We start from the raw sequence: 23,128 nt of genomic DNA on the forward strand, positions 1-23,128 counted from the left end.
CTCACCCGTCACCTAAACCTAAAGATGCCCCGTTTAGAACGGAATCATCACACTAATCCAGGCACGCACGTTTCGATGCGTACCGTCACTATCGTTACCGTCGTCCTGTGCAACAGGATTTCGACCAAGACGTGTTGCCACATCAGCATTCACCATAAAACCAGGCAGATTCCATGTACCACCGATGCCTACGCCACTTAATTGAACGTAGTTACCTGTAGCGGCCTCATCGTTCCAAGGGTTTTGGTTTTTCACTACAAAACCGTGATCGAAAAAAGTTCTACCAAGAAAGACCGGACCAAACTGACGCTGGTACTGAGCCGAGAAGAAATAACCATGATCACCTGTTGCCTCCCCACCTGGGTATGCGCGAACCGCTGGTAAACCTGCAATACCAAACTTCTCTCCTGAGTCTAGGTTGTTAAATGCAACCTGCCCCATCAAAGTTAGTGATAGTTGATCTGTATCATTAAGCGTTAGCGCTTGCTTCAGATTGAAACCAAATTTGTTGTAAAGACCATTTGTACTAGCCTCAGCGTTGGTTTTTGGATAGAAGAAGCCGGTAGTAGAAGTTAGGTTCACACTATTTACTGAATCGAATCCAAGAAATGTACTAGGCCAAGAGAAGACACCATTCAACGCAAGCACATCTGCTGTAACCTCGTCAGGCGTATCTTTGCGGGTCAATGAAGCAGTACCGGTAACATTCATATCGGTACTTTGCTTAAATGGCTTAGATAGATTTAGGAGATAGGTCCCAGAAATTGACTCAGGGCTACCCGAAATAGCAACGTTAACTTTGGTAATGTTAAGCCCAATTCGAGTGCCGTCCGAAAATAGTGGGTAACTTCCGCCTAGTGATTTAACAGTGAGCGCTTCAGACTTCATTAGCATGGCAGTCACTTGATCACCCACTCCAAATGGGCCGTCGATACTTAGCGAAGTCGTTGCCTGGTTGTAACCTGTTGCTCTGCCGCCGTTACCATCCAAAGACAAGCTACCACTTACCATTGGCGCATTAGCAGCATTGATTACAACGTCGGTTTCCCCCAGCTCTTCCCCTGCTCTTAGCACTGCAGATGCAGTAATGCCTGGAACAGCATTTAGGTTTTTAACCGAGTCCTCAAACTCAAGAATGCTGAAGGTGGAGCCAACCTTCTGACCATTCAGGATGAAGTCGCGAATACGATCATCTGGGAAACGAAGCTCTTCACCTTCCGCTACGCTCTTTTCAATTTCAACCTTACCCAAACGACCTTCAAAAATACGAATGATCAACTGCCCATTTTCAAGAGTCTGTTGCGGCAGAATCGCTTTGGCCCATAGACCTTGCTTCTGATAGAAAAAACCCACCTGATCGGCAAGGTTTTTCATTCGAGTAAAATCAAAATTTTGATTTAGCTGATTAGCAAATTCTAAATCCAACGCTAGCGTTGTTAGAGACTCGTTACCCTCAAAAACTATCTCTTTAATCAATACAGACTTGGATGGATCCAGAGGGGGGAGCTCAACTACCTTTTCAGGCTGCTTCGGAAAAGTTGGTAGCGCTAAGTCACGCATCTTCTGCTGCTCTAGGTCTCGCATAATGGAGCTAGCATCAGGAATGTTCATTGCAGAGGCTGACAAGGGAATGAGCACGGCAACTGCAGCAGCAACAAAAAACAGAATAAATCTTAAATTACCCAATAAAATCATAATCTTAAACGCCAATAAAATTATTCCACACGCTACAATCCATAGCCATGTCAATTTACTGGAGAATTTTATCAAAATGACATCTCAGGACCTTGCAAATACTTGCAATTAAACCTCAGGCATCTAACATCTGAACTGTAGACAGTTTTCGAGCAAACGCAGAAACCAATGCCCTTAATTTTCAAAGCAATAAATCACTATCTAATGTTCGTCTTTGGAGTAGTTTTATTATTCTCTAAACCGGTGTTAGCAGCAGAAAATCTAGAATTTGAGTGGCGTACAATTTCAAAAGAGAACGTTATATCTAAGTGGACTAATACTGATCGAGTTAACCTCGGGTTCACAGATTCAACACTAGAAGTAAAAATTGCGCTGAACCATGAAGACCCTCAAAACGAGGTATTAATACTCAATCCAACCTACCTAGATTTGATCGAAGTTACGGTAAACTTTGGCGATGAAAACTGGACTGAAAGCCATAAATTTGGGGATAAAAATACTCTTCCCAATGAGATTGATCAGGTAGCTGGCAGTTACTTCCTAAAGCTCCCACCCAACACAAACCAGATACTGATTAGAGTGTCATCGACAAGCTCAATCAATTTAAAACCCATAATTACAACGAATGCGAGATCAGAGCTTTTCAAACTAAAGAGCACAAGTTTACAGACTTTTGTCATTGCAATTATGCTTGGATCCGCATTAATTGGCCTGGTCACATTTTTCGCAACTCAATCAAAAATTTCACTATCGTTCGCTGCTTATCAATTCGTATGGGCTACGCTTTTAGGCGGAATACAAAGCCCACTTCCATTCATCTTATTTGAAAACATCCTCCCATTTAATGACAAAATAGTTAGCCTAGGTGCAATTGGTGCCGTCATTACTGGCTCCTTGTGCCATGCAACCATTTTCTGGCAACTTCTTAAAAGCAAAATACTCAGCTACACAATGATGGCGTCAGCTTCGATTGGGCTAGGTCTTTTAATAACTTATCTTTCCGGTCTAGAGCATTTAGCTCTTAAGCTTAATGTAACGCTGCTCTCAATTATTCCTATATTGATCATAGGATTCATATTGTTCCACAAGAGCGATGGATTAGAGCGAAGAGTCAAACATATATACCTTATTCTGATGATCTCCGTAATCGGCACTGGACTTTCGGGGATCGGGTTAGGGTCTATTTTTAATGTGACTTACATTCACGCTTTAATCACAACAGTATTGCTTGGATACATACTGAAAGTTGAACTTCAGCAAAATTTGGAGCAAGCCTTTGCGTTTGAACGTGACTTACTTATAGCTCAAAACAACGAAATCCAAACGCAAAAAAACCTGTCTGAAAGCAAAGCTTTTATCGCCATGCTTGCGCATGAAATCAAAACTCCACTCACAACATTGAGGTTCTTGATCAGTGGAAGTTCCAATGAAACAAGAGCAGAACAGCAGATTAACTCAATTGAAAATGTACTAAACCAAACACTCAGGGCATCAGATTTACCCAAATCTGATAATCCAGACGAGAGAATTTTGGTTGAGCCTTTAGCATTTAAATTATGGACGAAACTTAACAACGAACAGGCAAACAGAAGTCAAATAAATATTAAATTGAGTGACAATTTCGAAGTTTTCACCTCTCAATTTGTATTGGATATCATTCTTACCAACCTACTTTCAAATGCGATCAAATACAGCCACCCCGACAAAACAATTCGTCTTTTCGGTTGGAAAACTAAGGAGCAATCTATTATTTGCATCAGCAATTTTTCACCTACACTAGACAGTAATGAGCTGGATCAGATATTTGAAAAATATTGGCGATCGCCCGATGCAAAAAGATCACGCGGGACAGGGTTAGGATTGTGGATTGTCAAAGAGCTATGTGAGCGAAATAACATACAGATCGAACCGAAACTAACAGGAAAAAAATTTCGTATTTCACTCACGTTTTCCAATAAATCCAAGGAGTCATAATCTTGCATAAACGTAATATCGTCATTTGTGAAGATGATGCTTTTTTAGGACCTACGCTAAACAATTTTCTTAGCGATCTTGGATATAACGTAATCCTAACAACCTGTTCCGAAGAGCTTGATCAGGTCTGTAGTGCGATTTCGCCGGATGTTTTGATTTTAGATAGACAGCTTCCGGGAGAGTGGGGACCTGAAATTGCATTGCGTTACCATGCAAACTCTCCTGAAGTAGCCATCATTATGATGAGTATTGACGATTCTGTTGAGAGCCAAGTGGATGGTTATAACAAAGGCGCAATGATCTATCTTCCTAAACCCTTTCAACCTGTGGCTTTGGAAGCTGCTTTACGGGGTATTTTCTCGAATAAAAGCATCACCGAAAATTTCAAAAATATTCAAATCACAGAAGATAACGAGTTGATTCTTGAGGGCGGTGCACATGTAGCACTCAACAGAAAAGAGAGTGCAATCTTAAGACTAATGACTCTTAGGAAACCCAAACTCGTCGAAACTTATGAGCTACTCGAGCTATTAGCTGATTCAGATGGTGAACTACCCCCTAAATCAGCAGTAGAGGTTCTCATAAGCCGACTGCGTAAGAAACTGAAAGACAACAGCATTGACCGCGATATGTTGCAAATTAAATCCGAGCACGGATTGGGTTACAGCATTCAAGGACGTATCACTGTCAAGAAATGATTAGCCTTTTGCGGCCTCTTCAAACTGAGCAATCGCAGCTTCAGTCATTTGATCACTCATCAGATCATCTAGAAGAGCACCTGGTATGGTAAAGCAGCGATGACCAAGACCGACCAAATGTTCAAATTGCTCAATAGAGCGAAGGCTTGCAACAAGTACTTTGGTGTTCTGACAAGCCGTTCTTAAGCCTGCAAAAATAGCTTCAACATCTCTGTCAGATTCCGCCAACCGAGCATAGTAAGGAGCCGCATACGCAGCACCCAAACGCTCGGCCGCAGCACCTAAGTGAACTGAGTAGACCCCAGTGATCGTGGTACGTGAAGGGACACTTAATTGGGATGCTAGAGAGAAGCCCTTCTCATTGGCCGGAATCTTAACGATGGTGTTATCACTAATTGAAAGAATCTGCTCAGCCATACCCTGCCAATCATCGCCAAATACCTGCAGTTGCAGATGATCAAACCCTAAATCCATCGCCTGATCATGCAAGGATTTGTAGGTATCAATAGAGCATTTAAGACCGGCACGCTGGATCAACAACGGATTTGTTGTCACTGCCGAGAATAGACCTGTGGTCGATACTCTCTTCCAATCTTTTGTATTTGCACTATCAAGTAACCATTCCATCGGGGTAAAATTCCTTCAACTAAAGTCGGGTCTCATTATAGGCCCTAAGCAACGATTTCTTAAGGAGTTTTCATGTTTCTTTGCTGTGGCGATGCTCTATACGATGTTTTTCCAGGTGATTCTGCCTCAACTGGTCAGATCACGCTAAACGCTACCGTTGGGGGCTCACCACTAAACGTAGCCATAGGCCTTGCCCGCATGGGAAATCCAACTGGCTACCTAACAGCAAACTCGAACGACCCTTTGGGCCAGAAACTTGCTAACCACCTAGATGCAAATGGCGTAGAGACGAAATTCCTTGCAAGCAGCAACCTAAACACGTCGCTGGCGATGATAGCTCTAAATGAGAACGGCCACCCAGCCTACTCTTTTTACATTGACGGTTGTGCGGATGTATCACTCTGCAAAGAGCAGTGTCCTGACCCATCACTTTTCAAAGCAGTCTCACTCGGTTCCTACAGCACAGTGGTTGAACCAGGCGCTAGCACACTAGAGTGGTTTGCAGGTGAAGCACGCAGTGCCGGTGCGTTAATTGCATATGATCCAAACGTGCGACCAAGCATCCAGCCAGACCCATCAGTGTGGCAGGCAAAGGTTGATCGCCTAGGCAAAATCGCGCACGTAATGAAGATGTCTGATGAAGATATCGAGTTCCTATCTCCAGGCAGTTCAATCGAAGATTACGCTAGAACTTGTTTGGCACTAGGTCCTCGTTGGGTATTTGTTACCCAAGGGGGTGAAGGTGCGCATGCATTCGGTGCCAATGGCGAGTACTTCCATACCGCAGCTCCAAAGATTAAGGTGATGGATACTGTCGGTGCAGGCGATACCTTCCAAGCGGGCCTCATCCACGAGATTTTCCAGCAAGGCGGTGTTTCAAATTTGAATAACCTAGATGCGGCAAAACTTATCAAGTTTGCAGCTCATGCAGCAGCTGTGACCTGTGAGCGTAATGGTGGTGATTTGCCAACGCTTGCAGCTATATCAGAACGCTTTGGCGATTTATCATAATTAAACAACGGGGTCATAGTAGTCTATATAGACTACTATGACCCCTGCATACGATATTGATGAGTAAAAACAGCTTCTCCAGAAAATTTTCAGTAGCGCCAATGATGGATTGGACGACGCGTGATTGTCGCTTTTTCCATCGATTGATGTCACAGCACACGCTTCTCTATACTGAGATGGTGACGACTGGTGCTTTGATTCATAACGACCCTGCACGTTGGCTTGATTACAACACAGAAGAGCACCCTATCGCCCTGCAGCTTGGAGGCAGCAGTCCAGCCGATCTAGCTAAGTGCGCTAAGTTTGCCGAAGAGTGGGGCTACGATGAGGTCAACCTCAATGTGGGTTGCCCTTCGGATCGCGTTCAGAACAATATGATTGGCGCCTGTCTGATGGCGCACCCCAACCTTGTTAAAGAGTGTTTAGGGGAGATGCAGGCGGCGGTGTCCATTCCTGTCACTGTTAAGCATCGACTTGGCATTGATGATCTGGATAGTTATGAGTTGCTAGAGCAGTTTGTTGAGACCGTTGCTGAAAGTGGCATCACTAGCTTTACTATCCATGCTCGTAAAGCGATTCTCGATGGTTTAAGCCCTAAGCAGAACCGCGAAGTTCCGCCGCTCATTTATGACTATGTCTATAAGATCAAACAGCGCTTTCCTGAACTTGAGATAGTGATTAACGGCGGCATAAAAACGTTGGATGAGTGTGATGAGCACCTTCAGCATGTCGATGGTGTGATGATTGGGCGTGAGGCCTACCAGAACCCCTACCCACTTTTAAGCCAAGTCGATTCGCGTCTATTTGGTGAAACTGGCACACCGATTGCAAGGCTTGAGGTAGCGGAGCGCTTCATACCATACATTGAACAGACCATGGCTAAAGGTGGTTCGTTATACGGTGTTGTTAAACATCTTCTTGGGCTATTCCATGGCGAGCGCGGCGGCAAACAGTTCCGTCGCTATCTAAGTGAGAACGGCCACAAACGCGAAGCAGGTGTTGAGACCTTCCGCGAAGCACTAAAATTTGTAACCGATTAAATTTAATCTGATCTGATCAGTAGCAAGGATGATAGAGATGAATCAGCTAGAACAACTTAAAAAGATGACGACTGTTGTTGCCGATACAGGTGACATCGATGCTATTCGTCAATTCGCTCCTCAGGACGCAACCACTAACCCTTCTCTGCTTTTAAAAGCGGGCCAAGATCCTAAGTACGCACAGCTTCTTGAGCAGTCACGCGCATGGGCAACTGCACAGGGCGGCAGTGATGCAGAGATTCTAGCCAATATGACTGACTACCTAGCGGTTTTAATTGGCAGTGAGATTACCAAGATCGTACCGGGCTACATCTCTACCGAGGTGGATGCTCGCTTCTCTTTCGACACTCAGGCAACACTGAAAAAAGCCTACCGTTTGATCGACCTTTACGAAGCACAGGGTATCTCTAAAGATCGCGTACTAATTAAGATCGCATCGACTTGGGAAGGTATCCAAGCGGCACGTGAGCTAGAGAAGAACGGTATCCGTTGTAACCTGACACTTCTGTTTGGCTTTGCACAGGCACAGGCTTGTGCTGATGCGGGCGCTTTCCTGATTTCACCGTTTGTAGGTCGTATTCTCGACTGGTTTAAGAAACAGAATCCAGAAGCAGACTATGCCGGCGAGAACGACCCTGGTGTGCAGTCTGTGACACGTATCTACAACTACTACAAAGCGAATGGTTACAACACCGTTGTTATGGGCGCCAGCTTCCGAAACACTGGTGAGATCATCTCGCTTGCAGGCTGTGATCGTCTAACCATTGGCCCAAGCCTACTTGAAGAGTTAGCAGCTTCTACTGCACCTATTGAGCAGCGCCTGGTTGCCGCTTCGGCTTCAAGTTCAGATGCAAAATCTGCACCTTCTGAATCTGATTTCCGCTGGGCGATGAATGAAGATGCGATGGCGACCGAGAAACTTGCAGAAGGCATCCGTAACTTCGCAGTTGATCAGGTTAAGCTTGAGAAACTTTTGGCTGCTAAGGGCTAAAACTTTTTAGGTTCGGGGTCATCCCTTTGGGCTGATCCCTCCTACATCGAGATGCTCTTGAACATCGGGGGTCAGAGTCATCTATGGATGACTCTGACCCCGTTTTGTTTCTATAGATGACTCTGACCCCGGCTTTTTGACCCCGTTTTGTTTGCTGTTCTATGTCTCAATTAGTAATTAATTGATACTATCCTGCTTATGAAATACACCCTCGTCATTCATGCCGCGCCGATCGATCACCAAGGTAGTCATACTGCTTTGAGATTCGCGCATGCATTGCTGGCTGCTGGCCACTCAATTGAGCGAATCTTCTTCTACGGCGCAGGTGTTCATAACGCAACATCGCATTCTGTAGCGCCTCAAGATGAGCTCAACCTGGCTGATGCTTGGCAAGAGTTTATTGCTGAGAACACCTTAGATGCTGTTGTGTGCATCGCTGCTGGGGTTCGTCGCGGACTTATCAATGAGACCGAAAGTCGTCGTTATGGAAAGGCTGGTGAGAACCTGGCCAATGGCTTTGACCTTTCTGGTTTAGGGCAGCTTGTTGCCGCTAGTGTCGAGTCTGATCGCGTTGTTAGCTTTGGACATTAAGCGATGAAACAGTTTCTTATCATCACTCAATCCGCACCTTATGGTTCAAGTAGAGCAAAAGAGGCGACTGACTTAGCACTTGCCACAGCGCTCTTTGACCAACAGGTTGCAATGCTTTTTATGGGTGACGGTGTATACCAGTTAATAGCCAACCAGAACCCGCAAGCAATTGAGCAGAAGAACCTTGGCGCAATGCAACAGGCGCTGCCTCTTTATGATGTTGAAGCACTCTATGTATGTTCTGAGTCACTCAAAGCTCGAGGCCTCGCAGCAGACGATTTAGCCATTAACGTGACCCCCCTCTCAAACGGCGAGATAACTACGCTTTTTAACGCTCAGGATCACATTTTTAATGTCTAACGAAACACTACACATTTTGAGCAAAGGCCCTGGAAGTGCTGATCTTTTCAGCAAGTGCCTAATGACACTTAATGAAAATGACCACCTTTTGCTGATTGAAGATGGAGTCTACTGGGCAACTAAAGGTGTCGCTGAGGCGTTAGATTCGATTCCCTGTTCAGTAAGTCTACTCAAGGCGGATCTTGAAGCTCGCGGTGTTTCAAATACCCTTGGCAATGTTGTGGATGACAATGAGTTTGTCAATTTAACCGCTAACTACAAACGTTCAATCAGTTGGTTCTGATGAGTGGTACCGATACTTTGCTAGCAACTGTTCCTCTTGATGAGGAGGGCTATCTTGAGAATCTATCTGACTGGAGTGAAGAGCTAGCCCTAGCCTTCGCTCAGACAGTCGATATCGAAATGAGTGATGCGCACTGGGAGCTGGTGAAGGCGATGCGAGACTTCTACCATCAGTTTGATCTTTCCCCTGCAATGCGCCCTTTTGTGAAGTATGTCGGCCAGACTCTAGGAGCTGACAAGGGTAAGAGCATCTACCTTATGCAGCTTTTTCCTGGCCAAGGCAGTCCGGTGAAGCGGATTGCGTTGATTGCTGGTTTACCAAAGCCTGATAACTGTTTGTAAAAGCCTGATAACTGTTTGTAAAAGCGGTCGGCGCCTCTTCGAGTAGCCTCCTACACAGCGCGCTTGAATAGACGATGGAAGTTATCTGCAGATCGCTCTGCAACCTCCTCTAATGAGATTCCACGCAGTTCAGCAATACACTTAGCAACCTCAGCTACATGGCCTGGCTGGTTTGGCTTACCGCGGTATGGGATAGGAGCCAGGTATGGGGAATCGGTCTCTATCAGAAACATATCCAATGGAACCGCTTTCACCACTTCACGAAGATCAGCTGCATTTTTGAAGGTGATAATGCCTGAGAATGAGATCATAAAACCCATCTCAATCGAGCGCTGAGCCATCTCAAGCGTCTCTGTAAAACAGTGCATGACACCCGCTGTTTTTGGATCAGCATGGTCCGCCATCACTTTTAGCGTCTCTTCACGCGCATCACGCGTATGGATGATCACCGGTAGATCCAACTCTGACCCCAGCTTCAAATGATTCGCAAAACTCTGCTCTTGAATCTCTTGCGTGTCAGCAGTGTAGTAGAGATCCATTCCAGTCTCACCAAGTGCAACAACACGACTGTTCTCAGCCACGGCTGCACGCATCTGCTGCTCGTTCCAAGGACTCTCCACCACATGACAGGGGTGAATACCGACCGAAGCGTATACATCTTTTTGCCCCTCGATCGCATTGAGCATATTGGGATAGAGGTTCATATCGATACCCACACAGAGCATTTTCGATACTCCTCTAGCACGCGCATCATCAAGCAGTTCACTTAACGAATTGTTATGTTTAGAGAGATCTAGACGATCGAGATGGCAGTGTGAATCGATAAACATGTTAAAACCAAATTGAATGTAGGTGTGTATTTGAGTAGATATTAGAGAGTATAGGTGCGACGCCCTGACTCTTGAGAGCCGGCAAGATAGGTCTCAATTTTCTTTAGTAGCTCAGTCTCATCAGCCGCTAACTGAACGCCAATACCAGTCACCTTACCACCCTGTGCACCGGCAGGTGTTATCCAAACCACCTTGCCAGTCACTGGAATTTTATCAGGCTCACCCATGAGTGAGAGTACGAGAAAGACCTCCTCACCCAACTCATAGTGATCTGCAGTTGGGACGAAGAGACCGCCCTGCGCAATGAAAGGCATGTAGGAGCGATAGAGATCCTCCTTGGTATGGATAACCAAACCAAGAACACCATGATTTTCAGTCGCTGAGTCACTCATCTACTTACTCGCCTCTTTACTCTTCGATCCTAGCTTTTAGCTCTTAGCTCTTAGCTCTTTCCAGTCAAACAGCAGACGCTCTAACAGCAGCTGTTTATTTGGGTTCAGGTGGCGCTCAATCATTGATAGCTCTTTCTGAACTGATTCATAGAGAGCCATAACACGTGCTGGTGTCGCTTGTTGCGCAAGTGCGCTAACCATCTTAGCCATGTCACGATTAACCCTTGGAGCCTCATCCTGAGCAAGCTGTATTCTGACGATATCACCGATCAGTGATAGCCACCAGATTAAGGGTAGACGCAAATCTTCCTTTTGCATCGATTCGGCAAAGCTAATCGCAGATGTTCGGCCACGTAGAACATCCGCAAGGCCTGACATAAAACTCGCACGCTTATCGCGCATACCCTCTTTCTGCCATGTCAGTGCTGTCATGGGTGCGCCCTGCGCGAGGGAAAGCAGTCCTTCCGCCTCTTGAGGGGTTAACTCGGCTTCACGTGTTAACCAAGGAATGGCACTGTCATGAGGAGGTAGCGAAAACTCGATACGCTGACAGCGACTGCGAATGGTCGGCATGATCTTACCGAGCTGATCGACCACCAACAGAATCAAGGTATTCTTACCTGGCTCTTCCAGCGTTTTAAGGAGTGCGTTGGCAGCCGAGATATTCATCTCCTCCGCTGGAGATACGATTAATACTCGGTAACCACCCTGTTGAGCGGTACTGTGTAGCTTGTCTATGGTCTCGCGAACCTGATCAACCTTAATCACCTTACCCGCCTCTTCAGGCTGAAGATGGATTAGGTCCGGGTGAGTGCCATATTTAAGCAGCTCACAGGTTTTACAGCTGCCACAGGGCTGGTCACCTAACGGCTGATTACAGAGCAGGCGGTTCGCCAGATACTCTGCAAATTCACGTTTACCGACCCCTCTAGGTCCAGTTAGCAGCAGCGCATGAGGAAGACGCTCACGATCAATCAGTGAGGATATCTGACTCCAGCGCTCTGCATGCCAGGGAAGTAGGTTCATGCCCCAACACCCATTTGCGCAAGTGCTGCAGCTATTTGAGCCTGAACTTCAGGCAGTGCTGGTGCTGCATCAATAACCTGAATTCGTCCTTGTGAAGCTGCTGCGCGCTCCAGATAACGGGCACGTACACGCTCGAAGAACTCAACCTTCTCCTGCTCAAAACGGTCAAGCGCGGCTCGCGCACGGGCACGCGCCATGCCCACTTCCACTGGAAGATCTAACAGTAGTGTTAGGTCGCTTTGCAGTGAGCCAAGCACCATCGACTCAAGGGTATTAATGATCTGTTGATTCATCTGACGACCGCCGCCCTGATAAGCATGGGTCGCATCAATGAAACGATCGCAGAGTACCCATTTGCCAGCAGCTAATGCTGGTTTAATAAGTTGTTCTAAATGTTGTGCACGGGCTGCAAAAACTAAAAGCAGCTCACTCATTTCACACACCGTCTCATCGGAAGGTGTCAAAAGCAGTTCACGTATTTTTTCGGCGAACTCTGTACCGCCAGGCTCTCGGGTCACAACTAGCTCTATCCCAGCGGCTTCAATGCACTCTTGGATATAGCGAAGATTGGTGGTTTTACCAACCCCTTCTCCGCCCTCTAGTGTGATGAACTTACCTACCATTAATTTGCCTCTGGTGATGAACGATAATCGCTGCGGCGCTTTAACTGATACTGCCGCACTGCTTTGTTATGTTGTTGTAGTGTATCGGAAAACTGGTGGGAACCATCACCTTTTGCAACAAAATAGAGTTCACTTCCCTGCTCTGGATGCATCACCGCGCGAATAGCATCCGTGCCGACCAACGAAATAGGTGTAGGCGGCAAGCCTTTGATGACATAAGTGTTGTATGGGGTGGGCTGCTTTAGGTGCTTACGAGTTAGGTTACCCGCATACTGATCACCCAAACCGTAAATCACCGCAGGGTCTGTCTGCAGGCGCATATTGCGATCAAGCCTGCGCATAAACACCCCAGCAATCTTTGCTCGCTCAGCCACTAGACCTGTCTCTTTCTCTACGATAGAGGCCAGAATCAACGCCTGGTAGGGATTCTCTAACGGCAACTGAGTATCACGCTGCTGCCACTGTTCGTTAAGGCTTTGCTTGAGCGCTTCATGAGCACGCAACAGAAGTGTTCTGTCACTTTCGCCACGCATAAAGTGGTAGGTCTCAGCTAAGAAGAGGCCTTCGGCAGACTCAAAATCGAGATCTAACTCTTCTGCTAGTGATTCCGGACTAGTGGCACTCAGGGTATGTTCAATTAGATCATTCGCAGCCAGTGATTTGAGTAGCTCCTTAACGGTAGAACCCTCGATTAGTGTAAGAGGATAGAGAACAGATCGTCCCTCCCTCAGCTGTGATAACAGCTCACCAAGGGTTTCGCCTGGTTCAATTCGATATTCACCAGCACGAATCTCCGCAAGTTCAGGTTGAAGCTTAAACAGCAGTTTGAGAAGTGTTGGCTGATTTAGCCAAGCACGTTCTTGAAGGAACTGATTCAACTTTGCGCCGTTAAAACCTTTAGGAACTGTTATTAGGGTGGGCTCAGTTAAAGAGAGGGTCTGCTCAGGTAAAGAGACTACTCTGTCATAGAGGTATGCTGCGGTACCTAGAAGAAGTACAAAAAGAGTTAATAGAGTTAGCGCGAGACGAGATGTTAGTTTCATTGTGATGAATCCAACATTAGAGAAAGACTAGTTAATCGGGTCTCGCAAGAGTGCATAGGCCAACTTTTTGAGCGTTTATGAGGTAGCTAAGGAAGTCTTAGCCACCTCATAATGGGGTTAGATCTTGTTGAAAACCAACGAACCGTTGGTACCACCAAACCCAAATGAGTTTGAAATTGCTGCAAAGATCTCCGCTTCCTGAGCGTTATGAGCAACGTAGTTAAGATCACAACCCTCTGATGGGTTATCAAGGTTGATCGTAGGCGGCGCTACTTGGTCACGCAAAGCCAACACACAGAATGCAGCTTCAACTGCACCTGCAGCCCCTAGAAGGTGACCGATCATCGACTTAGTTGAGCTCATACGGACATTAGCTGCAGCGGAGCCCAGCACTTTCTTAGCGGCATTTGACTCAGCGATATCTCCTGCCGGTGTCGATGTGCCGTGAGCGTTAATGTAGTTGATTTGATCCTGGTTTAGACCAGAGTCTTTAACTGCATTGCTCATCGCTAGCGCAGCACCTGCACCATCTTCTGGTGGTGAGGTCATGTGGTACGCATCATCACTCATACCAAAGCCACTGATTTCACAGTAGATTTTGGCACCACGCGCTTTAGCGTGCTCGTAAGATTCAAGCACTAGCATGCCAGCGCCATCACCCAAAACGAAACCGTCACGATCACGATCCCAAGGACGGCTTGCCGCCTTTGGATCATCATTGCGAGTTGATAGAGCACGTGCAGCGGCAAAACCACCAAGACCTAGTGGAGTTGTTGCCATCTCAGCACCACCCGCAACCATTACATCTGCGTCGCCGTATTGAATCATACGCATTGCATGGCCGATGTTATGGGTACCTGTCGTACAGGCAGTGGTGATAGCGATATTTGGTCCACGAAAGCCGTACTTAATCGCAAGGTTACCCGCGATCATATTGATGATACTGCCAGGAACAAAGAAGGGAGAGATTCGACGTGGTCCCGATGCATTTAATACATCGTGAGTATTTTCGATCATTGGAAGACCGCCAATACCCGAGCCAATTGCACAACCAATGCGCGTTGCGTTCTCTTCAGTCACTTCAAGGCCAGAGTCTTCGACAGCTTGAATCGCTGCAACCATGCCGTATTGGATGAATAGATCCATCTTACGACCCTCTTTAGCATTCAAGTAGGGCTCTAACTCGAAGTTTTTAACCGACGATGAAAAACGCGTCGTAAAGTTAGATGCATCGAAATGTTCGATGGGGGCTGCACCACTCTTGCCTGCAAGAATGCTCTGCCAAGTTGACTCTACTGTGTTACCTACAGGAGTTAACAAACCTAGGCCAGTCACCACGACTCTTTTACGGGACATCAATATCTCTCCAGAAGACTAATAAAAGAAAAGCCGCAACTACTATTACGCAGGTGCGGCTTTTCTACCGAAGGCAGTTCCGATTACTGGTGAGCGTTCACGTAATCGATTGCTAGCTGAACGGTAGTGATCTTTTCAGCTTCTTCGTCAGGAATTTCAGTTTCGAATTCCTCTTCTAGAGCCATCACAAGTTCAACTGTGTCAAGTGAATCAGCGCCTAGATCTTCTACGAATGAAGCTTCGTTAGTTACTTCTTCTTCTTTTACACCAAGCTGTTCAGCGATAATTTTCTTAACGCGATCTTCAATATTGCTCATATCGATTCCTATTATGTTCTACATCCCTTTGTACCGAAGGAGTCGGTACATCAAGAGATTCTATATAATTCACTACCCAAGATACAAGCTCAAATAGCGATAAGTTAATCTGCCAGCAATTATCCGGAAATACGGACAAATTACAAGTTTTATAGGGCTTTTTAGCCCATATACATGCCACCATTTACGTGAATAGTTTCACCTGTCACATATCCACCAGATTCACCACATAGGAATCCGACAACGGCAGCGATCTCTTCAGGCTGACCTAGACGTGACAATGAGATCTGAGACTGCAACATCTCTTTATGAGCTTCAGGCAGATCCGCTGTCATATCTGTATCGATAAAGCCTGGAGCAACACAGTTTACGGTTACATTACGGCTACCTAGCTCACGCGCAAGGGCACGAGAAAAACCTTCCATACCCGCTTTTGCTGCAGCATAGTTAGCTTGACCTGCGTTACCCATAGAACCAACTACCGAGCTCACGCTTACGATACGACCCCAGCGTGCTTTAGTCATGCCACGCAGAACACCTTTAACCATGCGGTAAACAGAGGTGAGGTTAGTGTTAATCACTGAGTCCCACTCATCATCTTTCATGCGCATCATCAGGTTGTCTTTGGTAATACCCGCATTGTTAACAAGGATAGTGACAGCACCAAACTCTGCTTGGATTTGAGCAATAACTGCATCAACTGATTCAGGATCAGCAACGTTTAACACTACGCCTTTACCGGCATTACCTAAAGCTGACAGGTAGTCAGAGATCGCTTTAGCGCCACCTTCACTTGTAGCTGTACCAATAACAGTCACACCCTGACCAGAGAGGTTTTCAGCGATCGCTTTACCGATACCACGTGTTGCACCAGTTACCAGCGCGACTTTATTTTCAATACTCATTTGAACTCCTTAGGCTTCAGGCTGCTCAAGCGATTTTTGCAACCCAGCCAAATCGCCAATATTTAAAACAGTTAATGCACGGTCAACTTTCTTGTTCAAACCAGAAAGCACTTTACCAGGACCACACTCAACAGTTGTAACAACACCTAGCGCAAGCATCGCCTGGACACTCTCAGTCCAACGCACTGGGCTATATAGTTGCTTCACAAGTAGGTCACGTAGTTCAGCCACATCAGATGAGGTGCCTGCGTTTACATTATGAATAAGTTTGATTGATGGAAGTGTCACTTCAATCTCTGAAAGCGCTACGGCAAGCTGCTCTGCTGCAGGCTTCATTAATGAACAGTGAGAAGGGACCGAAACTGGCAGCTCAACAGCGCGTTTAGCACCCGCCTCTTTACAGGCTTCAATACCGCGAGCAACAGCCGCTTTTTCACCTGCAATTACAACCTGACCTGGGCAGTTGAAGTTAACCGCAGAAACCACTTCACCGGCAGCTGCTTTTTCACAAGCCGCCACTACATCTGCATCTTCAAGACCAAGGATTGCAGCCATTGCACCAGTACCTGCTGGTACAGCCTGCTGCATCAACTGTCCACGCAATCTAACCAGGCGAACACCATCAGCCAAGGAGATAGAACCGGCACATACTAGCGCTGAATATTCACCCAAACTGTGACCAGCGATAACCGATGGAGTAGCACCGCCCTGCTGTAGCCAGAGGCGCCAAAGCGCAACGCTTGAGGTAAGCAGTGCAGGTTGAGTATTTTCAGTGCTATTTAGATCCGCTTCAGGACCCTCTTGAACAAGCTTCCAAAGATCATAACCAAGCGCATCAGACGCTTCAGCAAAAGTCTCTTGGATGATTGGGTAATCAGCCGCTAAATCAGCCAACATACCAAGTGTTTGAGATCCCTGACCTGGGAATACAAGAGCAAGTGTTTGAGACATACCGTCCTCTATGACAAGACACCCCTAAGGGTTTATTAAAACATTCGAAGCAGTTTACATGATCCAGCCTGAATCGACACCCTCACGAACGTGAAGCGAGATATTGGCTAACATCATTTTTAATTTGGGAGATTAGATCTTTCTGGAGGGCATCAAGGGTTCGGTCAATCGCAGCACCAAACTGTTTCGAATGCACCCCGCCATGACTCTTAACAACTAATCCGTTTAAACCTAAGAATAGCGCGCCATTTCGAGAACCTACGCTGAGCTGACCAGACAACTCTTTCAAGACTGGCTTAGCCAGCCAGGCGATGACTCGACGGTAAAGCGAAGAGCTAAAACCTTGATGTATACGTTGGCGTATCAATCTAGCTACACCTTCACTGCTTTTTAGAGCGACATTACCCGCCATACCATCACAAACGATGAGATCAGCTTCACCTGAGTAGAGATCTGAACCCTCTACAAAACCTACGTATTTAACATCAGAAAGCTCGGCAATAGCAGCAGAAGCATCGCGCAGCGTCTCATTGCCTTTGCTCTCTTCAGAGCCTACATTCAATAGACCTACTCTAGGCTCAACACCCTGCTCTACACGCACCAATGCACGACCTAGCACCGCATACTGTACAAGCATCTCTGAAGTGGAATCGATATTCGCACCAAGATCTAACACCTGGCATTGGCCATTATGAGTTGGCACGGCAGCTGTTATTGCAGGACGCTCGATACCTTCAATCATACCTAGAGTGCGTCGTGATAAAGCCATTAAAGCACCAGTGTTACCTGCGCTCAATGCAGCACCACATTCGCCCTCAGAAACGAGATTAAGGGCAATTTGCATTGAGCTATCAGCACCATCTCGCAGGGCAGATTTAACCCGAGAATCAGACGCAATAACGGATGAAGCGTGTTTGAGTGAAAGTCTTGAATGAGTGCGACCTGAGAGAATCTCAGTGAGAGTTTGCAGATCACCTACAAGAACCAACTCAAGGTTGGGATGGCGATCTAAAGCTTCGAGTGAAGCCTGAATAGTAGTGCGGGGACCGAAGTCCCCGCCCATTGCATCGATGGCGATGCAATATGTTTGTTGCACGGCTAGATCTTACTCGTCGCCTTTTGCTACTACCTGACGACCGCGGTAGAAGCCATCTGCACTCACGTGGTGACGACGGTGAGTTTCACCTGTAGTCTGGTCCACTGAAAGAGTTGGGTTACCAAGTGCATCGTGTGAACGACGCATATCGCGACGTGAACGTGACTTTTTGTTCTGCTGAACTGCCATGGTTTTTACTCCTGGATCTAATCTTTGCTAGCGATTACTTTTTAAGCGCCGCTAGCACACTAAATGGGTTCGGTTTTTCCTGCTCTACTACTGGCATCTCATCTTCACCGAAAGAAGTCTGAACTGAACAATCGTCGTGGTAACAAACCACTGGAAGACTCAGTATCAACTCCTCTTCAACGAGGGTTGAGAGCTCTACTTCCTCATCCAAAAGAAGAGGGTCGTAGTAGCGCGGTAAATTCTTGGCCTGCTCTTCGTTTAGCACTACTGCTAAATTAAATTCCGCGTCCAAGTTCAATGTCACTGGCTCCAAGCAACGCTGACAAAGCTGTTTTACTTCAGCGTGCGCCTGACCACTTACTGTTCTGAGCTTCTGCTCATCTACAGCAAACTGCAGCTCGACACTGACTTCTCCGTTGGCATCGACCAGCAAAGAGGCTAGCTCGGGCATATTTCCTAGGGAAATAGAGCCTTCGAGTGTCACTTCCCGCTCGGCTAATTTCCGGGGGTCGACTTTTTTCGGAAGAGGGCCGTACGACATAAGCGCGCAATTCTAGGGATCTAGCGTCCAACTGTAAAGAAATAACTGCGATATTTTACCCTTTTTTAGAGGGTTTTGCTGAAGCAATAGGCTATTATTTAGCGATTACTGATAAACATCTTCAATTTTAGATTTTGATTGATCATGAAAAATGAACAGCAGACTATCGTTTTAGCCTCTAGTTCCCGCTATCGCAGGGAGTTGCTGGCAAAAATCCTGAGCAACTTTGCGACTTCAAATCCAAATATTGACGAATCGGCTAAAGATTTAGAAAAACCCTCAGAGCTAGCACTTAGGCTCGCTATTGAAAAAGCTGAAGCCCTAGCTAATGAGTTTCCAAACGCTTTGATTATTGGCTCAGACCAGGTTGCACAACTTGGTAACCAAGCCCTAGGCAAACCAGGCACCCACGAGCGAGCAATAGAACAACTTCGACTCTGCAGCGGACAGACTGTCTACTTCTACACAGGCCTTGCTCTGCATAACAGTGCACTAGGCGTGACTGAGTCTTTTCTAGATTGTGTTGAAGTGAAATTCCGAGAACTCTCTGAAACCGAGATATCCAACTATATCGAACGAGAATCACCACTCGACTGCGCAGGTAGTTTTAAGTGTGAGGGTTTAGGCATCACGCTGTTTGAGAAGATACATTCGAATGACCCTAACAGCCTCGTCGGTTTACCTCTGATCGAGTTAAACCGAATCCTGATAAAAGCAGGGGTTAACCCCCTGCTTCTATAATTCGGCTATTCTGATAGAGATCAGTGAAGTCTTGGTGAGCTACTAACACCCAGAGTCTGTAAAAACTCTGCAGCTACACCAACACCTAAACGTTCTGCCAGACGCTCAATAGCATTTGGACGGTAGGTGTAGTCGACTAGGCGCTCGGTTGCGAACGATTCTCTCGCGACCGAACTTGCGCTACCGAGTGAATCTATCAGACCCAATTGCAGAGCCTGTTCACCTGTCCAAATTAGACCACTGAACAATTTAGGGTCATCTGACAGTCTATCACCCCTACCGACTTTGACAGCGTCGATAAACTGTTTGTGGGTTGTATCCAGAATAGATTGCCAGAACTTCTTCTGCTCTTGGCCTAAAGGCTGAAATGGATCAAGTAGCGCTTTGCTCTCGCCAGCCGTCAATGCCCGACGCTCCACCCCAAGCTTCTCCATCAGATCTACAAATCCAAACCCTGATGAGATGACACCAATCGATCCCACTAAGCTGGCTTTATCAGCAACGATAGAATCGGCCGCACTAGCGATGTAGTAACCGCCACTGGCACCTATGTCACTTATAACCGCAACAATCTGTTTTTCTGGGTAGATTGCCCTTAGACGACGAATCTCATCATAGACATATCCAGCCTGAACAGGGCTTCCGCCAGGGCTATTGATTCGAAGCACAACCCCAATGGATGCATCCGACTTAAAAGCATCTCGCAGAGCGCCAACAATAGTATCGGCACTCGCCTCAGCGTCATCTGCAATGACCCCTTTAACCTCAACTAGGGCAACATGCGGCTCGCTTTGCACATCCATCGCATCGACACCACTCTCCCAAAGCAGAGTACCGAGCAGTGCAAATAGGTAAATTAGCGTGAGCGATTTGAAAAGAATCCCCCAACGACGAGTTAGCTTCTGCTCACGATTAACGTTATCGATAAGACGCTCAAGAAGTCTCCAACTTTTACTATCAATATCTACCCTATTCTCACCCGTTTCTTTAGCGGGCTGGGTAACAGCGGAGGTGTTTACTTGTAACTGCTCTTGTTTAGTATCAGAACCCGAAGTTCCCCATGGATCGTTTTCGCTCATCTACCTCTTCTCCGTTAGCCAAGAGACTACTTCGTTAAATGTGTCGGCCATTAAAACAGGTTTATGGTTATCTAACCGCTCTTTTGAATGGACACCATAACTCACCGCTATACGATCCATCCCAATGTTTTGTGCCATCTCTAAATCATAGACGGTATCCCCAATCATTACCGCCTCCTCAACGCTCAATTGAGTCTCTTCAAGGATCTGATTGAGCATTAACGGATCTGGCTTAGAGAGGGTCTCATCCGCACATCGTGTGGTCTCAAAAAGGCTTTGAAAGCCTGAATCACCTAGCGCCCTATTCAAACCGCGACGGCTCTTACCGGTCGCCACTGCCAAACGAAAGCCATGCTCAGCTAACTTGTGCAGCCCGTGCGATACACCATCAAACTGATTTACAGGAGTGCTATTTAACTCTAAAAACTGGCGACTATAGGCTTCACGAAATGGATCGACCTCCGAGTCGCTAATCCCTTGCATCACCTTTTTAATCGCTTCAGGCAGACCAAGACCTATAATGTCTCTAACGGCATCATCGGAAGGCTTAGCGTAGCCAAGCTCTTGAGCTGCCAACTGAAAACTGGATACGATACGGGCAGCAGAATCGATAAGCGTGCCATCCCAATCAAAAATAAGAAGCTTGTATTGCAAGTGAACCTCTTGCTGGAGGAGATCTATTTGAAAATTAACTGCGCTCTACTCATAAGCTTTGCGCTGCTCTTGGAAACCATACTTAATAGCAACTCAGCTGTTGCGGAGACAGTGTATAACACCCCTTCCAAAAATGAGAGCGGAGACCTAATTTTCAAGTTTAGAAATAGTGACGGGGTCCTATCCTTCAGTGACAGACAACCCAGGGGCACAACGCGCTACGAACTTTTAAAGTTCGACTGCTACGCATGCCAACAAAACAATCGAACCAATTTCAGCACAACACCTCTTGAGTTGGTTAAGTACCGAACTGAAACCAAACAGGCGGCCAAACAGAACAATCTTCCCGAAGCACTTATCCGTGCTGTAATTCACGCTGAGTCAAACTTCAAAGCCACTGCACTATCCAGCAAAGGAGCCCAAGGGCTAATGCAGTTGATGCCGACAACTGCACAAGAACTTGGCGTTACCAACCCAAATAACACATCAGAAAATATCGCCGGTGGCAGCCAATATCTCGCTCAACAACTCGCCCGCTTCAATAACAACGAACGCCTCGCACTCGCCGCCTACAACGCCGGACCCACAACCGTAGAACGCCACAAAGGCGTCCCACCCTACCCCGAAACCCAACGCTACATCGAACGCGTCCTAACCCTAAAATCCCGCTACGAAAAAGCTCTTTGAATTAAGTTCTTGATATTGAATCGACCTGTGACTTTTAAGCTAATAAGCAGAAGCTTCGTCCTGAGAATTCCAACACTTCTAAATATTTCCGCAAGACTGTTTAACACACCGGGCGCTCAGAAACGATTTCAACGCATCTCAACAAAGTCTAAAACAACTCAGTGCGCGAAAGAGAACGCAGGGAATAGCCCAGCTCTTGCCAAGCTCTCTGACAAAGCAATGTGTTGTTTTAGACGAGCCCGAAGGGAAATTGAGAGGTGATGAAAACGTTGAGGAGCAACCAAAACCCAATAAAAAACCGCAGACCGAATAAAGGGGGAGGATCGATCTGCGGCTAGCGGTAGGTACCACTTATATTGGAGGCTTCAAGCTGGTGATTACCAAAAGGGACAAGTAAATTAATTTATCCCGCTTGTGAGAATGTAGACACTCTGTGATGTCTTTTAGTTCCCGAATTTTTTAAATTTTTTCGAAAAATTTTAGAAATCGTTAAATAACAACAACTTAAGGGATGAAAAAATTTGGTCTTGAAGTGGGTAACTTCAAGACCTGAGATGCTAACTATTTGCTGATTAAAAATCAATCAACACTCAGCTCTTTTGCACTTACCAATAGCCCGTTATTGTCTGCGTAAAGGTACTCACCAGGGATGAAATCTACCCCGCCAAATCGCACTGTTACGTTCAATTCACCGATCCCTTTTTTCTCGGTCTTGAGCGGGTGACAACCTAGCGCCTGAACCCCTAGGTCTAAATCACCGATCGCATTTACATCACGAATACAGCCGTAGATTACAATGCCTGACCAGCCGTTTGTAACTGCCTTCTCTGCCAACATGTCGCCCAACATAGCGCGTCGCATTGAACCGCCACCGTCAACCACTAGGACACGTCCCTCACCTGGCTGAGCAACCTGTTCGCGCACTAGAGAGTTATCTTCAAAGGCTTTAATCGTCACGATTCGACCACTGAAACGCTCTTTACCACCGAAGTTACCCAACATCGGCTCTAGGATACGCACATCCGCTTCATAACGGTCACAGAGTTCTGGGAGTAGATCTTCCATATATGTCTCCAGTATCGACTTA

At 46.5% G+C, this 23,128-nt stretch carries 28 protein-coding genes; 11 read left to right on the plus strand and 17 right to left on the minus strand.

The features are described from left to right. Positions 1-33: 33 nt before the first annotated feature. A complete protein-coding gene (locus HH196_RS05335) occupies positions 34-1,695 on the minus strand; it encodes a ShlB/FhaC/HecB family hemolysin secretion/activation protein (RefSeq protein ID WP_211160823.1) in 1,662 nt (553 codons plus the stop codon). Between the two features lie 168 nt (positions 1,696-1,863). Between HH196_RS05335 and HH196_RS05340 the strand changes: the two genes are divergently transcribed. Together HH196_RS05340 and HH196_RS05345 are read left to right on the plus strand one after the other, a co-directional pair. Further along, positions 1,864-3,669: a sensor histidine kinase KdpD gene (locus HH196_RS05340; RefSeq protein ID WP_169451128.1), complete on the plus strand. Its 1,806-nt coding sequence runs from the start codon at positions 1,864-1,866 to the stop codon at positions 3,667-3,669. Between the two features lie 2 nt (positions 3,670-3,671). Continuing rightward, positions 3,672-4,367, plus strand: coding sequence for a response regulator transcription factor (locus tag HH196_RS05345; protein ID WP_169451129.1), 696 nt, complete (start codon positions 3,672-3,674; stop codon positions 4,365-4,367). Here the strand turns inward: HH196_RS05345 and HH196_RS05350 are convergent, their stop codons facing one another. Beyond that, on the minus strand, positions 4,368-4,994 hold the full coding sequence (locus HH196_RS05350) for a transaldolase family protein (protein ID WP_169451130.1): 627 nt from the start codon (positions 4,992-4,994) through the stop codon (positions 4,368-4,370). Between the two features lie 72 nt (positions 4,995-5,066). Between HH196_RS05350 and HH196_RS05355 the strand changes: the two genes are divergently transcribed. The 7 genes from HH196_RS05355 to HH196_RS05385 all read left to right on the plus strand — a co-directional run bounded on the left by HH196_RS05355 (position 5,067) and on the right by HH196_RS05385 (position 9,611). Continuing rightward, a complete protein-coding gene (locus HH196_RS05355; RefSeq protein WP_169451131.1) occupies positions 5,067-6,005 on the plus strand; it encodes a carbohydrate kinase in 939 nt (312 codons plus the stop codon). A 59-nt stretch (positions 6,006-6,064) separates the two neighbouring features. After that, complete coding sequence (dusA, locus tag HH196_RS05360; RefSeq protein ID WP_169451132.1) at positions 6,065-7,045, plus strand: tRNA dihydrouridine(20/20a) synthase DusA; 981 nt, start codon at positions 6,065-6,067, stop codon at positions 7,043-7,045. Positions 7,046-7,082: 37 nt separating this feature from the next. Then, the gene (gene tal, locus HH196_RS05365) at positions 7,083-8,036 is read left to right on the plus strand and encodes a transaldolase (RefSeq protein ID WP_169451133.1); all 954 of its coding nucleotides are present in this window, start codon (positions 7,083-7,085) and stop codon (positions 8,034-8,036) included. Positions 8,037-8,234: 198 nt separating this feature from the next. Beyond that, positions 8,235-8,627 carry a sulfurtransferase complex subunit TusD gene (gene tusD, locus HH196_RS05370; RefSeq protein ID WP_169451134.1) on the plus strand — a complete coding sequence of 131 codons (393 nt, stop codon included), beginning with the start codon at positions 8,235-8,237 and terminating at the stop codon, positions 8,625-8,627. A 3-nt stretch (positions 8,628-8,630) separates the two neighbouring features. Beyond that, the gene (gene tusC, locus HH196_RS05375) at positions 8,631-8,987 is read left to right on the plus strand and encodes a sulfurtransferase complex subunit TusC (protein ID WP_169451135.1); all 357 of its coding nucleotides are present in this window, start codon (positions 8,631-8,633) and stop codon (positions 8,985-8,987) included. Further along, positions 8,980-9,270: a sulfurtransferase complex subunit TusB gene (tusB, locus tag HH196_RS05380; protein WP_169451136.1), complete on the plus strand. Its 291-nt coding sequence runs from the start codon at positions 8,980-8,982 to the stop codon at positions 9,268-9,270. Before tusC ends, tusB begins: the two co-directional genes overlap by 8 nt. After that, the gene (locus HH196_RS05385; RefSeq protein WP_169451137.1) at positions 9,270-9,611 is read left to right on the plus strand and encodes a TusE/DsrC/DsvC family sulfur relay protein; all 342 of its coding nucleotides are present in this window, start codon (positions 9,270-9,272) and stop codon (positions 9,609-9,611) included. Before tusB ends, HH196_RS05385 begins: the two co-directional genes overlap by 1 nt. 50 nt (positions 9,612-9,661) lie before the next feature. Here the strand turns inward: HH196_RS05385 and HH196_RS05390 are convergent, their stop codons facing one another. The 12 genes from HH196_RS05390 to HH196_RS05445 all read right to left on the minus strand — a co-directional run bounded on the left by HH196_RS05390 (position 9,662) and on the right by HH196_RS05445 (position 18,790). Beyond that, a complete protein-coding gene (locus tag HH196_RS05390; RefSeq protein ID WP_169451138.1) occupies positions 9,662-10,441 on the minus strand; it encodes a TatD family hydrolase in 780 nt (259 codons plus the stop codon). Between the two features lie 41 nt (positions 10,442-10,482). Further along, the gene (locus HH196_RS05395) at positions 10,483-10,833 is read right to left on the minus strand and encodes a PilZ domain-containing protein (protein ID WP_169451139.1); all 351 of its coding nucleotides are present in this window, start codon (positions 10,831-10,833) and stop codon (positions 10,483-10,485) included. A gap of 36 nt (positions 10,834-10,869) precedes the next feature. Further along, a complete protein-coding gene (locus tag HH196_RS05400; protein ID WP_169451140.1) occupies positions 10,870-11,859 on the minus strand; it encodes a DNA polymerase III subunit delta' in 990 nt (329 codons plus the stop codon). Then, a complete protein-coding gene (gene tmk / locus HH196_RS05405; RefSeq protein WP_169451141.1) occupies positions 11,856-12,482 on the minus strand; it encodes a dTMP kinase in 627 nt (208 codons plus the stop codon). The genes HH196_RS05400 and tmk overlap by 4 nt, the downstream gene beginning before the upstream one ends. Then, positions 12,482-13,525: an endolytic transglycosylase MltG gene (gene mltG / locus HH196_RS05410; protein WP_169451142.1), complete on the minus strand. Its 1,044-nt coding sequence runs from the start codon at positions 13,523-13,525 to the stop codon at positions 12,482-12,484. The genes tmk and mltG overlap by 1 nt, the downstream gene beginning before the upstream one ends. A 117-nt stretch (positions 13,526-13,642) precedes the next feature. Continuing rightward, positions 13,643-14,881 carry a beta-ketoacyl-ACP synthase II gene (gene fabF / locus HH196_RS05415; protein WP_169451143.1) on the minus strand — a complete coding sequence of 413 codons (1,239 nt, stop codon included), beginning with the start codon at positions 14,879-14,881 and terminating at the stop codon, positions 13,643-13,645. 83 nt (positions 14,882-14,964) lie between these two features. Further along, positions 14,965-15,198: an acyl carrier protein gene (gene acpP, locus HH196_RS05420; protein ID WP_169451144.1), complete on the minus strand. Its 234-nt coding sequence runs from the start codon at positions 15,196-15,198 to the stop codon at positions 14,965-14,967. Between the two features lie 161 nt (positions 15,199-15,359). Further along, positions 15,360-16,103: a 3-oxoacyl-ACP reductase FabG gene (gene fabG, locus HH196_RS05425; RefSeq protein ID WP_169451145.1), complete on the minus strand. Its 744-nt coding sequence runs from the start codon at positions 16,101-16,103 to the stop codon at positions 15,360-15,362. A 9-nt stretch (positions 16,104-16,112) separates the two neighbouring features. Further along, entirely contained in the window at positions 16,113-17,054 is a 942-nt protein-coding gene (gene fabD, locus HH196_RS05430; RefSeq protein WP_169451146.1) for an ACP S-malonyltransferase, read from the minus strand. Between the two features lie 82 nt (positions 17,055-17,136). Beyond that, positions 17,137-18,150 carry a phosphate acyltransferase PlsX gene (gene plsX, locus HH196_RS05435; protein WP_169451147.1) on the minus strand — a complete coding sequence of 338 codons (1,014 nt, stop codon included), beginning with the start codon at positions 18,148-18,150 and terminating at the stop codon, positions 17,137-17,139. A 9-nt stretch (positions 18,151-18,159) separates the two neighbouring features. After that, on the minus strand, positions 18,160-18,339 hold the full coding sequence (gene rpmF / locus HH196_RS05440; RefSeq protein WP_169451148.1) for a 50S ribosomal protein L32: 180 nt from the start codon (positions 18,337-18,339) through the stop codon (positions 18,160-18,162). A gap of 34 nt (positions 18,340-18,373) precedes the next feature. Then, the gene (locus HH196_RS05445; RefSeq protein ID WP_248276900.1) at positions 18,374-18,790 is read right to left on the minus strand and encodes a YceD family protein; all 417 of its coding nucleotides are present in this window, start codon (positions 18,788-18,790) and stop codon (positions 18,374-18,376) included. 234 nt (positions 18,791-19,024) lie between these two features. Here HH196_RS05445 and HH196_RS05450 point away from each other — a divergent pair, with 234 nt between their 5' ends. After that, positions 19,025-19,621, plus strand: coding sequence for a nucleoside triphosphate pyrophosphatase (locus HH196_RS05450; protein ID WP_169451150.1), 597 nt, complete (start codon positions 19,025-19,027; stop codon positions 19,619-19,621). 20 nt (positions 19,622-19,641) lie between these two features. On the opposite strand, the gene sppA is transcribed toward HH196_RS05450, so the two are convergent. Together sppA and HH196_RS05460 are read right to left on the minus strand one after the other, a co-directional pair. Further along, on the minus strand, positions 19,642-20,700 hold the full coding sequence (gene sppA, locus HH196_RS05455) for a signal peptide peptidase SppA (RefSeq protein ID WP_169451151.1): 1,059 nt from the start codon (positions 20,698-20,700) through the stop codon (positions 19,642-19,644). Continuing rightward, on the minus strand, positions 20,701-21,354 hold the full coding sequence (locus HH196_RS05460) for an HAD family hydrolase (RefSeq protein ID WP_248276901.1): 654 nt from the start codon (positions 21,352-21,354) through the stop codon (positions 20,701-20,703). Between HH196_RS05460 and HH196_RS05465 the strand changes: the two genes are divergently transcribed. Continuing rightward, entirely contained in the window at positions 21,355-22,041 is a 687-nt protein-coding gene (locus tag HH196_RS05465) for a lytic transglycosylase domain-containing protein (RefSeq protein WP_248276915.1), read from the plus strand. It begins immediately after the preceding gene. Positions 22,042-22,620: 579 nt separating this feature from the next. Here HH196_RS05465 and rraA read toward each other — a convergent pair. After that, positions 22,621-23,106, minus strand: coding sequence for a ribonuclease E activity regulator RraA (gene rraA / locus HH196_RS05470; RefSeq protein ID WP_169451153.1), 486 nt, complete (start codon positions 23,104-23,106; stop codon positions 22,621-22,623). Between the last annotated feature and the right edge of the window lie 22 nt (positions 23,107-23,128).

The sequence above is a fragment of the Marinobacterium sp. LSUCC0821 genome, assembly GCF_012848475.1.
GTDB lineage: Bacteria > Pseudomonadota > Gammaproteobacteria > Pseudomonadales > Balneatricaceae > Marinobacterium_E.

Excerpts from the sequence above, each read along its gene's own strand:
- HH196_RS05335 (WP_211160823.1), bottom strand. The coding sequence starts at position 1,695 with ATGATTTTATTGGGTAATTTAAGATTTATTCTGTTTTTTGTTGCTGCT.
- HH196_RS05340 (WP_169451128.1), top strand. The coding sequence starts at position 1,864 with ATGCCCTTAATTTTCAAAGCAATAAATCACTATCTAATGTTCGTCTTT.
- HH196_RS05350 (WP_169451130.1), bottom strand. The coding sequence starts at position 4,994 with ATGGAATGGTTACTTGATAGTGCAAATACAAAAGATTGGAAGAGAGTA.
- HH196_RS05355 (WP_169451131.1), top strand. The coding sequence starts at position 5,067 with ATGTTTCTTTGCTGTGGCGATGCTCTATACGATGTTTTTCCAGGTGAT.
- dusA (WP_169451132.1), top strand. The coding sequence starts at position 6,065 with ATGAGTAAAAACAGCTTCTCCAGAAAATTTTCAGTAGCGCCAATGATG.
- tal (WP_169451133.1), top strand. The coding sequence starts at position 7,083 with ATGAATCAGCTAGAACAACTTAAAAAGATGACGACTGTTGTTGCCGAT.
- tusD (WP_169451134.1), top strand. The coding sequence starts at position 8,235 with ATGAAATACACCCTCGTCATTCATGCCGCGCCGATCGATCACCAAGGT.
- tusC (WP_169451135.1), top strand. The coding sequence starts at position 8,631 with ATGAAACAGTTTCTTATCATCACTCAATCCGCACCTTATGGTTCAAGT.
- tusB (WP_169451136.1), top strand. The coding sequence starts at position 8,980 with ATGTCTAACGAAACACTACACATTTTGAGCAAAGGCCCTGGAAGTGCT.
- HH196_RS05385 (WP_169451137.1), top strand. The coding sequence starts at position 9,270 with ATGAGTGGTACCGATACTTTGCTAGCAACTGTTCCTCTTGATGAGGAG.
- HH196_RS05390 (WP_169451138.1), bottom strand. The coding sequence starts at position 10,441 with ATGTTTATCGATTCACACTGCCATCTCGATCGTCTAGATCTCTCTAAA.
- HH196_RS05395 (WP_169451139.1), bottom strand. The coding sequence starts at position 10,833 with ATGAGTGACTCAGCGACTGAAAATCATGGTGTTCTTGGTTTGGTTATC.
- HH196_RS05400 (WP_169451140.1), bottom strand. The coding sequence starts at position 11,859 with ATGAACCTACTTCCCTGGCATGCAGAGCGCTGGAGTCAGATATCCTCA.
- tmk (WP_169451141.1), bottom strand. The coding sequence starts at position 12,482 with ATGGTAGGTAAGTTCATCACACTAGAGGGCGGAGAAGGGGTTGGTAAA.
- mltG (WP_169451142.1), bottom strand. The coding sequence starts at position 13,525 with ATGAAACTAACATCTCGTCTCGCGCTAACTCTATTAACTCTTTTTGTA.
- fabF (WP_169451143.1), bottom strand. The coding sequence starts at position 14,881 with ATGTCCCGTAAAAGAGTCGTGGTGACTGGCCTAGGTTTGTTAACTCCT.
- acpP (WP_169451144.1), bottom strand. The coding sequence starts at position 15,198 with ATGAGCAATATTGAAGATCGCGTTAAGAAAATTATCGCTGAACAGCTT.
- fabG (WP_169451145.1), bottom strand. The coding sequence starts at position 16,103 with ATGAGTATTGAAAATAAAGTCGCGCTGGTAACTGGTGCAACACGTGGT.
- fabD (WP_169451146.1), bottom strand. The coding sequence starts at position 17,054 with ATGTCTCAAACACTTGCTCTTGTATTCCCAGGTCAGGGATCTCAAACA.
- rpmF (WP_169451148.1), bottom strand. The coding sequence starts at position 18,339 with ATGGCAGTTCAGCAGAACAAAAAGTCACGTTCACGTCGCGATATGCGT.
- HH196_RS05445 (WP_248276900.1), bottom strand. The coding sequence starts at position 18,790 with ATGCCCGAGCTAGCCTCTTTGCTGGTCGATGCCAACGGAGAAGTCAGT.
- HH196_RS05450 (WP_169451150.1), top strand. The coding sequence starts at position 19,025 with ATGAAAAATGAACAGCAGACTATCGTTTTAGCCTCTAGTTCCCGCTAT.
- sppA (WP_169451151.1), bottom strand. The coding sequence starts at position 20,700 with ATGAGCGAAAACGATCCATGGGGAACTTCGGGTTCTGATACTAAACAA.
- rraA (WP_169451153.1), bottom strand. The coding sequence starts at position 23,106 with ATGGAAGATCTACTCCCAGAACTCTGTGACCGTTATGAAGCGGATGTG.